Source organism: Candidatus Protochlamydia phocaeensis (assembly GCF_001545115.1).
In the GTDB taxonomy this organism is placed as follows: Bacteria; Chlamydiota; Chlamydiia; order Chlamydiales; family Parachlamydiaceae; genus Protochlamydia_A; species Protochlamydia_A phocaeensis.
Genome location: NZ_FCNU01000031.1, coordinates 1 through 13,289 on the forward strand (window position 1 = coordinate 1; position 13,289 = coordinate 13,289).

A 13,289-nucleotide genomic window follows, 5' to 3' on the forward strand; every position below is an offset into this window, starting at 1 on the left:
CCGAAGGTTTCGTTCGACTTGCATGCCTCATCCACGCCGTCAGCATTCAATCTGAACCAAGATCAAATTCTCACAGAAAAAAAACTCTTGAAAATCTGAGTTGTTTATTTTGCACCGCTTAAAGCGGTGCTTTATATGTAAGACAGGTAAACCTGCCCCACACAAGCTCTATTTATTATGCTTGCACATTGTCTCTCTTATACTGTCAAAACATTTTTACAGCGCTCATTGGCATCTGTTATTCTTGTCATCGATTTATTCGATTTTACGCATTTCGTTCGCAAGAAGTTACTAATGTACAGAAAATGGCTGTTTTAACGCAATACCTTTTTCTCTGCTGTTCTAAATTTTTCAATAGCTATTGATTTTTAAAACGTTGCATTAAAAGTTTACACCATTTAAGAACGCTTGCCTAGGAGTTGAAGGGCTTTATTTTCGGGAATTTCCCGATAGCTTTCTTATTTAAAATATTTTATAGATGGATTATTTAAGTTCAATCAAATTTAATGACCATCTATTTCAGGAGGATATTTATGCACGCATTCACTAAGAGCACTCTACTAACCATACTCGCCTCAACTTTAATCACGTCCCAGGGATATGCTTATTGTGCCCGTTGCAGCCGGATTGAAGCGGACAGGGCCAAGGAACAAGCTGAACATCCACAGCCTTTTCATTATTATGAAGATGACTTTTCAAAAGAAATTAGCCTTAATGAAGAAAGCCCTTCCTCCAGCGAGAACAATAAAGGGCTCTATAAAACCGGTTCATCCGGCACAAAAGCGGAAGGAAAAGGGTCCGGAGCGTTAAGCGGCTCAACTTCCCGTTCGTCAACAACAAGCGATATGACAAACAAGCCAGATGAAATAAAGACTGAAGAGAGCTTAGACCAGTTCGACACCTCTTCCGACCAGCCGCAGACACGCCGAATGCAGAAAAAGTCGGGAATGGGCATTCAAGGAAGTAAGAGTCAAATGCTTTCGCTGAATGATACGCAAAGCACCATCGGATATGCCAAGACGGCTTCTAATCAGCCTTATTCCACTGTATTGACAATTTTACAGACAAAAGATTTTCTCAACACGCTTTGCGATTCTTTCACTTTTTTCATTCCTATCAATGAAGCTTTCCGTCACTTAGGCCCTCTGGCTATCCAAGATCTTTTAAGACCGGAGAACAAAGAACAACTTTCAGCTCTTGTCAGCAGCCATGTTGTTGCACAAAAAATCTTAAAAAAAGACTTTAATCAAGCAGTTAAGACATTAAATGGACACAATTTAACTTTGCAGGCAAAGGGAGATGATTTAACGGTAAACGGAATTCGCGTGTTGCGAACCGAACCTGCCGGCGACAATGGAATTATTTACATTATTGACCAAGTATTAATGCCTTAGAGAAATTTACTATTTTTACCTTGCCATCTTTTTTTTAAATTTTTCTTTATTAAAAATAAATCTTTAGGCATGAAAAAGGTGTAAATATTTTATTGAAAGAAGGGGAAATTCTTCATATAGAATGAAAAGCCTGCGGCTTATATTTTATACAGGATTTCTTCAAGGCTTCAGGGAGTTTAAGCCTATCGGAATAACTCTTAGCAAGGCTTAATGGACTGGCAGCTGCGGATGCAGAGATATCGGCTGCTTAAGAAGACAAGATTAAAGACTTTGATTTAGTTTGCTTCTCAAAACAATAAGGAGAATTTTATGAAACTTTTGTCCAAATCACTAATAGCCACGATCTTCTCAACTTTAGTTGCCGCTAGTGCAATGGCTCAATGCTCAGGTGGCGGATGCCCATGGGGTAGCTACAATCGCAATTATGGCAATAGAGGTTACGGCAGCGGCAATTATGGCAGCGGCTATTATGGCGGCGGATATAGCCAAAATTATAGCTATCAAAACCAACCTTACTATGAAGAGCATGATATGGGTTATTCTCATGAGTATCCATATGGTGGCCAAACTTATTACAGCGATTTTGAAGCTGGTCCAAGAGGTGGCTATGGCTATGGTCATGGATATGAGCATCCTGGCTTCCATCAGCATGAAGGCTACTATCAAGGCAGCATGAACTATGCCGGACCAGAGCACTATGGTTATGGCAACTACAGCCAAAGCACAATGAACTATGCTGGACCTGAAAATGAGAATTATGGCGGTTCTATGAATTATGCAGGACCTGGCTATGATCGCGGCAATGAGAACTATGGCGGCTACAGCGATAATCAAGCAGGCGGCCAAAACTATGGTAATCAACCTGCCGGCAACTATAACTATAATCAGTCAAGAACAGGTGGATCTGCGAGCAATCCTTCAACAGGCAATGCTCCTGCCAATAATCCACAAACAGGCAATCAGCCAAATCGCTAATCGATTTGTAGCAGGGCCTTATTTAGAACCTCATAGTCTCCTATGAGGTTCTTTTTTTTAGATACTCTGTTATGAATAAAGAATTGCCCTCTTTCTTTTAGCCTGAGCGTTAAGGGAAAAGAATTCGACTCTAGGCCATAGCCATTCGACGGGCATTGCTGAATTATCGCCAAATCATCTTTATATAAATTTCTCGCCAATTCTTCTCGATTGATCTTTACTTGTATTCTGTGATTTATTTCGTTTTTTAAAAGCTTCAAATGGGAATTAAAATTCATAGAGTCTATAGAAATTAGATGTTATCAACTTGAGTTTTGATAAAAAAAATTCGGTCTACTCTTGTTGCTCGAATAGGAATTCTTAAAAAACCTGAGTTAAAAGCCTGTCATTCCGCTTTACTGCCATTATTTGATTTTCTCTAGAATCGCTAAAGGCATTTTAGAAAAAAGATCTTTTAGCGGAACAGGGGCATCGGAATGAATAGAAAAAGTCAATCCGCTTAATATGTCGCGAAAGTCTCCCTGCATATGGGAAGGCAAGGCTAGGGCGGTATCCTCCCACACCTCTGCAATAGGCTGAAATGCCAATAAATCCGTTAATTGAGTAAAAAAACGTCCCACAGCGACTATCAATTGGCTTTGATCTTTCATGCGGCTAAAAGCAACAACATGACGAGCCTTTTTTCCAATCGGTTCTAAAGGAACATATCCCCCTTCTTGAAAGAGAGACGGATTTTGCCGACGATAGGCTAAAACTTGAGAAGTTAAATATAATTTAATGAGGCCATCTTCAGGTGTTTTCATTAAATGACTGACTAATGCCCCTGGATCTTGCTGGGCTTTTTCCTTAAGGAAATGTAATAGAGATTCTCGATTTGAGTAATCGACAGGACGGCGATTATCGGGATCAACAAGAGTAAACTCCCACAGTTCGCTGCCCTGATAAAAGTCAGGGGTGCCTGGGCAGGTCATTTTGAGGAGCGTCTGAGACAGGGAATTGAAAAGCCCGGCTTTGATAATGGGTTGAATATAGGCTGTAAAATCATCTAAAAAGCGATTAGAGGAATCCGGCGTAAGAATTTTGCGCACGAATTCCTGTACGGCTTTTTCATATGCTTCATTTGGATTAATCCAGCTTGTATGCAATTTAGCTTCTTTGAGGGCTTTGATCATATATTTCTCAATACGGTCGGCATATTGAGCCCGCGTGCTGGCATCAACCGCATAAAGAGGCCAAGATCCAATTAGCGTTTGATAAAGCAAGTATTCGACATTATTTCCAGGAACTTCCCGGCCATTCAATCGCACTTTTTGCGATTGATTAAGCGCTTGCCAACGATGCAAAACAACATTCCATTCTTCCGGATTTTCCGATAGGACATTAATCCTAGCCCGCACATCTTCGCTCCTTTTGGTATCATGGGTAAATGTCGCCAACATCGTGTGCGGCCACCATTCCTTTCTCTCTTGATTTTTTTTATGGAAGGTGAGGGCCGGAATGCCAAAGCTCTTGAAATCCATGCCAACTTCATTGAGAGAAGCAAGCGGATAATAGCGGTAAAAAGCTGTGTCTTCCACGCCTTTGGCTGTTACAGGCCCCGTCAGTTGCTGGAAGCGCATGACAAAGTTGCGGCGATAGGCGATTTGTTCTTCTGTCAAGCCTGGCGGATCTTGTAAAAGCAGAACACTTTGAATGAAATCGAAAATGGAAAGGTCAATGGCCGGATTTACTCTTTTCGCCGCTTCAATGGCAGAGATCACATAATTTTTATCTTCTTCGTCTACTTGCGTGTCCTGCGTACGGATATAGCTGCGATAGACAGGAAAACAAGCAATGACATCTCTAAGGGCCGAGCGCAAGCTTTCGAGTGTATAATCTCTGGACCAACGATGCTGCTCGCTGACCTCTTCGAGCTGGCGGGCAAGAAAGTGCAATTCGCTGGACATGGAAATAATGAGAATAAGCTTTTTAGCGGAATAAATGACATCGTCCATTTCATCATTGCGTTCTGTAAACCGCTCATAAATCTGCTGGATTTTTGGCCCATTTTCAGGAATGATGAATATGCCATTGACCAAATTCAAAAAATCATAGCCTGTTGTGCCAAAAACAAACCAGCTTTTATGAAGCTGCTCATCCCCTCCTAAAATCTTTTCTACGACAACATAAAAATGGCGGCCTAGTTCTTTTTCTGATTCGCCTAATACTTGAGCGCAGTGCTGCTGAAGGCGTGAGAAATATTGCTCCGGATCAAACAGGCCATCAACGTGATCAATTCGCAGACCATTTACCCATCCTTGCTTGATCAACTTAAGAATGAGCTCATGCATGTCTATAAAGACGTCTTCATTTTCCACCCGCATGCTGACCAATTCATTAATATCAAAAAACCGGCGATAGTTTATCTCATCATTGGTCACACGCCAAAAGCTCAAACGATAAGCCTGAGAGTCAAGCAATTCTTCTAATTGATCGAAGCTATGGGCATCACCTTTCGTCCCATTTAATACTTTCATAGAAGCTTGGACAGCTTCCAAGATGCGAGGGGATTCTTCCAATAAAATACTCAAGCGTTTTTTAATAATTTCCTTTTCTCGATTGCGCTCTTTGCATTTTTCCGGATTGGTTTCCGTCATATCCGGCAAATGGTCCAAGGCCGTCACAATACTCTCCAGTTCTAAAAGCCCGGCATCCTGCTCCCCTAATTGCGATTTTAATTGTTCAATAACGGGTTTAAGGATGGTCGGCCAGGTTCTAGGGTTAACCGGAAGACGATGAGTTTTATAATCGATAAAAAAGGCGCCGGCATCATAGACAATTTTAAGTTCTTGATTTTCGATTACTTTACCATATTGCTGATCTAAGACAGGAAGGAGCACTTTATTACGCAACTCGACTTTAGGCGGATCCCAAACAATATTGAAATGATTGGCATAGAGAGAACTGGGGCCATTTTCTAACACATCGTTCCACCATTTATTTTCATCAGCGATGCACATATGGTTGGGCACAATATCAATAACAAGCCCCATTCCCCTTTGATGAAGGGCATCGACTAATTGCTGCAAGTCTTCTTCGGTTCCAATTTCAGGATTGATTTGATTGGAATCCAATACATCGTAGCCATGCAAGCTTCCCGCCCTCGATTTTGTAATGGGGGAAGCATAAAGAGTGGAGATGCCCAGCTCATTAAAATAGGGAACAAATTCTAAAGCTTGCTTAAAGGTGAAACGCTGATTAAATTGCAATCGATAAGTTGCTGTGGGAATGCAAAGGCCTGCCATGGTAAAATCTCTCCTTTCTTAGAAGGTGTATTAAAACCCATAATACACCCGCTTAGGCTGGATCGTAAATATGCAGCAATTCGCGGTCAATTAAATTATTTACACCTATTTTTTAGCTGAGGCCAAAGCCGGGCAGAGGAAAGCAAGTCTTTAGAGGGCGTATTGCCCCTAATAACCTCAGTTTGGAGTTTTTTTTACCTTTACTCGAACGTCTCCTAGGGAAAAGGATTCGAATAGGTCATTAGCAGGTTTTACTACGCGCTCTTGGAATGCGTGTGCTCGCGCACCATTATCTTCAAAGCTTCGATCCAATCGGGATGACTATTTAGCCCTTCGACAAGCTGCACAGTCTCCCCTCCCATGCTTTTAAAGGTGTGGGCATATTCATAAGACACCTCACATGTCGTTTCTAAACAGTCGCATACGAAAGAAGGACAAAAAACAAGCAGGCGCTTATACCCCTTGGCACTGCAGGCTTGCAGAACCTCTGTTGTATAAGGCTGGATCCACGGATCTTTCCCTAATCTGGATTGAAAGCAAATGGTGTAAGAAGACGGCTGCATAGCTAGTTGAGAAGCGATAGCCCGAGCAGTAGCATAGCACTGGGCCTTATAGCAAAAGGTATTATTTTTACATTGTTTGTCGCAGCAACCGGACGTTAAACAAGCCCCGGCTTCATCAGCTTTGCGAATTTGCTTTTCAGGCAGGCCATGAAAGCTAAACAAAACGTGATCATAGGATTGCAGGGAATATTGTCTTGCCCTTTCGCAAAAAGCGTGAATCAACGCCGGATGGTCGGCATAGCTACTCACAAAAGTCAATTTGGGAATGACTTGCCAGTGCTTGATCTCATCCATGACTTTTTGATGAACGGATCCCGTTGTTGCGGAGGCATACTGGGGAAAAAGAGGAAAAACAAGGATCTCATCCACTTGCTTTTGCCTCAATTGTTCCAGGCCTTCTTTAATTGAAGGAGTTTGGTAGCGCATGGCTAAGGAGACATAGAAATGCTCTCCCAATACGCTTTGGAGTTTATCCCTAACGGACAAGCCGTGAATAAGAAGAGGCGATCCCTCCTCCGTCCACAAGCGCTGATATAACTTAGCAGAGTCCTTATAACGGAAAGGAACGATAATCCCCCGCACAAGACATTGACGCTGCAGCCAGGGCAGATCAATGACTCGGCCATCCGTCAGAAACTCATTTAAATAATGAAAGACATCCTTAGGGCGAAAAGACTTTGGAGTGCCTAAATTTACAAGTAAGACGCCAATTTTTTTCTCGCCCATTGCTATTCCTTTCCTCAGTCTTTTTTAAGCGACAGATATGGCTTGTTGCGGCACATTATTTTGCTCAATCACCCTAGCTTCCGCCGCTTTAATTTCTTCGAAAACTTGCCTGACAAGCGCTTCATTGACCCTAACCGGAACTTTATTTTCTATTCTTGCCATTTCTTCTTCCAAGACTTTTTCAAATGCCTCGGCCCCATAAAAATGATAGAGAAGATAAAGTTTTTGAGCCTCGGGAGTGATGGGACCGCCAGGTATAATGGGAAGATGGTTCTCTGGAACCGGTTCGTTTTGTTTGACGGCCGCCAATTGATGGGTCAATTTAAAATATTGATCTTTAAAGGTCAATTCTCTCTCTTTGATCTGCTTAATTTTTTTGATTTGATCTTTGAGAACGGCATTTTCTTCTTTTAAGGCTACTATTCTATCAGAAAGCATTCGATACGCTTGCAAGTCTTCCTGACTTTCTATCAAGCGGCGAGCCATTTTTGCCTTGAGCAGCTTGAGCTGTTGGACGGCTTGGTCCAGAGCAGGCAAAGTATAAGTCGGATTATAAACCCATTGACTGCGGCCAATGGCTTCTTTCATAATTTTGATTGCTTTAGCCGGGCGGCCAATGTTAGGCAAATACGTTTCCGATTTAGATATATCTAGAACAACCCTAATGGCTTCTTCTGTCACCGGAATGGTCGGTTCAACGCGAGTGACGAATTCTTCCAAAACAAGTTTGTTTTGTTCTTCCTCTTCCCCATCTACAATAATCGTGACTACTCGACGCATAAAGGATCCGTCTACATCAAGCTTCTTGATTTTCTCAAACTCTTTAAAGGTTGTTGTAGCAATAAATTGAGGATCATTTGGGCCACCCTGTAAAAAGTGGTTTTTGAAGGCTTGAAAGGCCCCCTGATTGCTGGCCAATTGGTCAAATTCATCCATTAAAAAGAGCGTTTTTTTCTCATACCCCCCAATCTGGTCTTTAATTTGATTGATCAGTTCGGAATGTCCGAAACTGACATTGGAAATGAGAAGGCCGCAATCGACTTCATAGTTGACACGATCTTGCAATTCAGCGGGAAGTTTCCCCTCTTTTTTTAATTGAAGAAGCTGGTGGAATAAGGTTGTCTTCCCGTCCCCGGATTTTCCCACTAATAAGACATTCGCTCCTGTAATAAGAGTGGACAGCAGTTTGGTAAGCAGCTCCGTTTGTCCCACTTTGGGCTCAATAAGCCCGCTGTCCATTTGCTTGTCTAAATTGGTGCAGTTGACAATTTCATCCGGAATAGGCTTAAACCAGCGCTGATAAGCAATAGCCAAAAGCCCTCCCGCAGCAAGAATCGCTCCTGCCACCAAATAAACTTTAGCTGTCACAATAAAAATGGGCTGTAAAATTTGAACGAGGCAAAAAGGAATAATGAAAAATTTGTAAATAATTTCTAAGAGAATGTGTTTTTCCCATAAAGTCGTAAATTTTTTATGGGTATCTAAAAAGTTAAAAGCCCCAAGGAAAATATTGATTAAATTTGGAATAAAATAAATCACTCGAGGGCGGCATCTTTTCCATTCTTGGTATATCCACTCATTAAAAGACGGTTCTGGCTTTAACGGATACCTCGCCGCTCTTTCGGCAGCCCACTCAAAGGCATTCTGATAAGGAGTGACACTTCCTTGGGTCCTAAAGCGGGCGATTGAATCCAGCGCTTCAAGAGACAATACTTCAGAGAAAAATTGGAGCGTCTCTTGGGGATCCCGATGAATATGCGCTTTAATCAAATTTGCCAAGAACGCATTTAACGCAGCCGGATCCTGTTGATGGCGGAGTAAAGCCTTTTGAATCTCTTTTTTCCAACTTCTCCATTTATCCCGATTCCATCCTTCGGATAAAAGCACACGCTCTAAATCATTTAAGTTGTTAATCCCTTCAAAAGGCGAAGGTTCACGCCAAACCAAATGCCTTATTTCCTGATTGAAAGTCGAAAAAAATCCCAGTGGATTGATATTCAAAGACATACCCTTTTCCTTTCCTGCTTTATCGAAAAAGCAAAGTCGCTTAAGTTTAATGTTACGCATCGGAGGAAAATGGTGATCGAAGAGATAGCTCTTGAAAGGCGTCCATCACATACATTCCTAAACAGACCTCTTTCCCAAGTCAAATCAGCGAATCATTTCCCCATCCTGCCTTTAAGGAGACAGCGTCTTAATCAGATCTGATAGGTATAAAAAAGCAGGTCTTCTGGCTTCGAAATCATCCGATAGGCTTAGTTGAGTTTTAAAACCTTCCCGCGACAAGCAGTGGTCATAAATGACTAAGCATCCGTCCTTCGTTACAGCGGCCTAACCGCACAGGATTTACACCTGTTTCCCTATTATCCTTCTTTTTGAAGTCTTCAAATAGAAGGCACTTTTCTATAATACGCATAATTACTAAATGAACGCTTAATTTCATAAACCCAAAAGAAATAAGAGTCAAGAAATTAAACCATTAACATTAACTCTTGCAAGAGTAATTAATCTTAATTACAATTATTTAAAAATTTATTGAACTTATAAACAAAACACAGAAAATTGTATGTTATCATTCCCCTATTCGGTCGCTTCTTATTCTGCTTATTCTCGTCCTTCATTGGAAGCGGCTCATTTTCCCCCTGTTGCAACAGAAGAGAATTATATTGACGCACAAAAAGTTGTTAAAACGAGTCCTCTACCGGTAGGCATTGCTAAAATGATTGGCTTAATCAAAGATTTGTGGTTTACGATTGGAACATTTTTCTCTCGCATTGAGCACGCGCCTAATTATGGAAAAGTCATAGGCAATAAAGAAACAGCTAAAGGGATTGTTGTCTTGATTCATGGCTTAAATGGCCATGCATCCCAAATGGATGGACATGCCAAGGCTTTCAAACAAAAAGTTGGAGAAGACATCTTAATTTATCAAGTTCAGGTCGATAAAAAGGGAAACTGTTCGAAAGGAGAAGCGGTCCAGCGTATTACGGATACCGTTCTGCCTCTTCTTCAAGAACGTCCCGCTCTAAAATTATATGCGCATGGAATTTCTAATGGTGGATGGCTGGCGTCTCAATTAGCTGTAGACGCCATCGATGCTGGCATTCAAGGCGAACGGATAATGGTTAATGCCAATTCCTCCCCTCTTTATGGAACAAAAGTTATGTGCGATCCAGCTTTAGCCCCTTGGAAGCAGAAAATATGGAAATGGCTAGTGCAATCGCCTTTAGGGGGAAATCATGAAGAGGTTATCTATAAAGATTTCAGCTGGGGAAGCGAAGCGGGCAAACAGATTATTCGAGAGATTAGAAGGGCTGCTGAACAAGGAGTTCAATTTGAATTTGAAGGAGGCTTTGCCGATTCAAAAGTGACGCCGCCTTCCTTTTATCCGAAAAATGTCAAGGATGCCCGCTATTTTCATCCGAATAGCATTCAAGGGCACTCCAGTATCATTGCAAGCCAAAGGCAGCGGCAGGTAGAAAGCGCCTGCGCTTTCCTATCCAGCTAAAGCGAACATAAAATAAAGGATAGGAATAGCTAATATGCCTTTGATTTTTCGGTTAACACCTTTCAATCAAGACAATAAGCTCTCTTTGCAAGTGCAACCATTGGGCTTTTGTTTAACGAAAAATTTGATGAGATCTATTGATGCGGAACTGCAGCACAAAAAATGGACAATTTCTCATTAGCTTTAGAGAGAAGTCATCCAGAAATTCCACGCTTTGCAAAAAGTGAATGACAAAGATGTTGCCATTACTTATCAAACGACTAGAGAATCTAAAGCGATCCTTATTTTGAATAGGCCATGAAATCTTTAAGAGAATTTTCAGAAGCAAGGAAGAAAACTTCCTTGCTTCTGATATAAGATCTAAAGCTTATTATCTTTCTACGCGCTGCCGACTAGCAAATCCCTTTGGCTTGGAAAACCCCTTAGGTTTATCCCTAAAAGATCCAACGCCATGAGACCTTTTCCCAAACTTCTTCGGTTCTTTGCTTGCAAACCGATTTCCGTTCGTTCTTTTATGTTCATTATTAAAAGGCTTCATCTCTCCTTCTTTCTTTGGCCCTCTTGGCTCTACGCCAATTTGGTCAGGCCCACGCACAGACTGCTGATTGAGGACGAAGGAAATAAAGTGAGCTGCTAATGTTTGATGATCCATTTCTTTCACGAGCGCCAATACATGCTCGACTTCATTGTGAACAGGCTGGGCGAGCACGCTGCTGACTAAACGGGCACGCTTAGACTGCTTAGCTTCTTCCAAAGTTGGAATAAAAGCGCGATTAATCGATGCACCAATAAACTTTTCATATCTCTGAAAGTCGCGCCATTCACGCAGTGTAACGAATGTGCTGGCAATGCCCTTATTTCCGGCACGCCCTGTACGTCCAATGCGGTGTACATAGCTAGCAGGATCAAACGGCAAGTGATAGTTGAATACATGCGATACATCAGACACGCTTAGGCCTCGCGCCGCAACGTCCGTTGCAACAAGCACGCGTACCATTTCCGAGCGGAACTGGCGAATCACCTCTTCTCTTTGAGGCTGCTCCATGTCTCCATGCAAACCTCTGGCATGGTAACCACAGCTCACAAGCAGGGAAGTCAGACGGTCTACGTCTTTTTTTGTGCGGCAAAAAATAATCGATTTGCCCGGCTCGTCATTATCTAGCAAACGGAGAATCGCATCATCGCGCTCTTCTTCACGAATGACGTAATAAACCTGCTTAATATCTTTATTTGTTGTTTCTTTTTGAGTGACACTAACAAATTGCGGCTTTTTCAAAATCGAACCGGCAAGCCTTTGAATAGGGCTTGGCATAGTCGCTGAGAATAAGAGCGTTTGTCTTTGCTTGGGAAGGAAAGTGAAAATTTTCTGGATCGCTTCCAAAAAGCCCATGTCCAGCATTTCGTCTGCTTCATCTAAAACAACAAGCGAAGGCTGAAAACCAGGCAAGCTACCAGATTCAAAAAGATCCAATAGACGACCAGGAGTCGCCACAATTACTTGTGTTCCACGCTTTGCAGCTTCAATTTGATGCTTAAAAGATTTTCCACCACAGATCGTCGCTGTACGGATGCCTAAATGGCGGCCTAAGCGAAATAATTCATCGCTGACTTGGCTGGCCAATTCGCGGGTAGGCGTTAAAACGAGAATCTGCGCATTCGGCTGATCGCTGATCAAATGGAGAGCCGGCAATCCAAATGCAGCCGTCTTTCCTGTCCCCGTATGGGCTTGGCCAATCATATCATGGCCGGCCAGTATCAAAGGAATAGCCTGCGCTTGGATAGGACTAGGCGTTTTAAATCCAGCCTCTTGCAACGCTTGTAGAATAGGTTCTTTTAAACCAAATATATCAAAAGTCAATTCTTGAGTCATTCTTTCTTCTTTTGTTTAGGTTTGTGAATTGCTCGAAAGATTATCAAAAATTTTTAAAATCTTTACTTCAAGCGGATAAATAGACGACCATCGCCTTTTTGCCTGCTTTTGAATATTGATTTTTAAATCCACTATTCCTTCATTTGATAATTCTTCTAAACCACTCTGTTGCTAAGCAAAAGAATCGAGTAAGAGGCTATGACTTCGCCAAACGTCAATCGGCGATCATCGAGATAAGGTTTACAGCCAACCAGAAAAGAAAGCCCCTTGCTGAGACAGTCTCTAAAGACACTTTCTATAAACTCAATCAAATAATGATGGGTTTGGATCTAAAAACAAAAACGAACAATTTATTTTTAAACTCTCAACCAGAATAACAAATACAGCATTTAAAATAAACAAATATTAATAATTTTATTACCAAATAATGTAAAAATTTAACTTTAAACTTAACTGATTGATGAAAAGAAAGGGAAAAAGAAAGCCCTCATCAAGTAATGAGGGCTGAAGTAGACCGGATTAATGAGAATGGGGAAGGGGGAAAACATCCTTTTTTTCATCCATGTCTATTTGCTGCTCGTCCTCGACTTCGCTTTCATCGAAGGGAATTGCATACGTATCCGTATTATCAATTTCATCACGTCTCATGATATCGTATTTTTCTTGCGTCGTAGAATCAGATTCTTTTCTTAAGGAAGAGCGGTTAACCGCTTGCTGATTGCTGTTAGATGGGTTAGATTGGGCAATCGCTGCTTCTGCGTTCATAGTTAGAGCCAACAGGCCCAATGCAAGAGTAGCGATTTTGACGACCGATTTACGTAACATAATTTTCTCCTTTAAAGGATTGATGAGAAAAGTGTATAGCAAAGCATTGAATTCAAGTCAATTCTATTAGCCTGAGTTTGGTTTTTTTTTGCCCTTTGGACCAGCGTGAAAGCTCTTGCCATTTGTTCATCGCCGAGGCTTTGA

At 41.7% G+C, this 13,289-nt stretch carries 8 protein-coding genes and 1 riboswitch; of the genes, 3 read left to right on the forward strand and 5 right to left on the reverse strand.

The window, feature by feature from the left end; translation table 11 throughout:
• Positions 1-533: 533 nt before the first annotated feature.
• Positions 534-1,394 carry a fasciclin domain-containing protein gene (locus BN3769_RS11730; protein WP_068470821.1) on the forward strand — a complete coding sequence of 287 codons (861 nt, stop codon included), beginning with the start codon at positions 534-536 and terminating at the stop codon, positions 1,392-1,394.
• A 318-nt stretch (positions 1,395-1,712) separates the two neighbouring features.
• Positions 1,713-2,369: a hypothetical protein gene (locus BN3769_RS11735; RefSeq protein WP_154017905.1), complete on the forward strand. Its 657-nt coding sequence runs from the start codon at positions 1,713-1,715 to the stop codon at positions 2,367-2,369.
• Positions 2,370-2,773: 404 nt separating this feature from the next.
• Here the strand turns inward: BN3769_RS11735 and treY are convergent, their stop codons facing one another.
• The 3 genes from treY to BN3769_RS11755 form a co-directional block, all read right to left on the reverse strand.
• Entirely contained in the window at positions 2,774-5,653 is a 2,880-nt protein-coding gene (gene treY / locus BN3769_RS11745; protein WP_068470827.1) for a malto-oligosyltrehalose synthase, read from the reverse strand.
• 254 nt (positions 5,654-5,907) lie between these two features.
• Positions 5,908-6,942, reverse strand: coding sequence for a ferrochelatase (gene hemH / locus BN3769_RS11750; protein WP_068470830.1), 1,035 nt, complete (start codon positions 6,940-6,942; stop codon positions 5,908-5,910).
• 24 nt (positions 6,943-6,966) lie between these two features.
• The gene (locus tag BN3769_RS11755; protein WP_068470832.1) at positions 6,967-8,949 is read right to left on the reverse strand and encodes an ATP-dependent Clp protease ATP-binding subunit; all 1,983 of its coding nucleotides are present in this window, start codon (positions 8,947-8,949) and stop codon (positions 6,967-6,969) included.
• A gap of 196 nt (positions 8,950-9,145) precedes the next feature.
• A riboswitch (cobalamin riboswitch) is annotated at positions 9,146-9,360 on the reverse strand.
• A 148-nt stretch (positions 9,361-9,508) separates the two neighbouring features.
• On the opposite strand from BN3769_RS11755, the gene BN3769_RS11760 reads away from it, so the two are divergent.
• Complete coding sequence (locus tag BN3769_RS11760) at positions 9,509-10,450, forward strand: alpha/beta hydrolase (protein WP_068470833.1); 942 nt, start codon at positions 9,509-9,511, stop codon at positions 10,448-10,450.
• Between the two features lie 370 nt (positions 10,451-10,820).
• Here the strand turns inward: BN3769_RS11760 and BN3769_RS11765 are convergent, their stop codons facing one another.
• Both BN3769_RS11765 and BN3769_RS11770 read right to left on the reverse strand, forming a co-directional pair.
• The gene (locus BN3769_RS11765) at positions 10,821-12,320 is read right to left on the reverse strand and encodes a DEAD/DEAH box helicase (protein WP_068470835.1); all 1,500 of its coding nucleotides are present in this window, start codon (positions 12,318-12,320) and stop codon (positions 10,821-10,823) included.
• Between the two features lie 519 nt (positions 12,321-12,839).
• Entirely contained in the window at positions 12,840-13,145 is a 306-nt protein-coding gene (locus tag BN3769_RS11770) for a hypothetical protein (protein ID WP_068470836.1), read from the reverse strand.
• Positions 13,146-13,289: the final 144 nt, after the last annotated feature.

Coding starts and splice junctions, on each gene's coding strand:
- BN3769_RS11730 (WP_068470821.1), top strand. CDS start 534: ATGCACGCATTCACTAAGAGCACTCTACTAACCATACTCGCCTCAACT.
- treY (WP_068470827.1), bottom strand. CDS start 5,653: ATGGCAGGCCTTTGCATTCCCACAGCAACTTATCGATTGCAATTTAAT.
- hemH (WP_068470830.1), bottom strand. CDS start 6,942: ATGGGCGAGAAAAAAATTGGCGTCTTACTTGTAAATTTAGGCACTCCA.
- BN3769_RS11755 (WP_068470832.1), bottom strand. CDS start 8,949: ATGTCTTTGAATATCAATCCACTGGGATTTTTTTCGACTTTCAATCAG.
- BN3769_RS11760 (WP_068470833.1), top strand. CDS start 9,509: ATGTTATCATTCCCCTATTCGGTCGCTTCTTATTCTGCTTATTCTCGT.
- BN3769_RS11765 (WP_068470835.1), bottom strand. CDS start 12,320: ATGACTCAAGAATTGACTTTTGATATATTTGGTTTAAAAGAACCTATT.
- BN3769_RS11770 (WP_068470836.1), bottom strand. CDS start 13,145: ATGTTACGTAAATCGGTCGTCAAAATCGCTACTCTTGCATTGGGCCTG.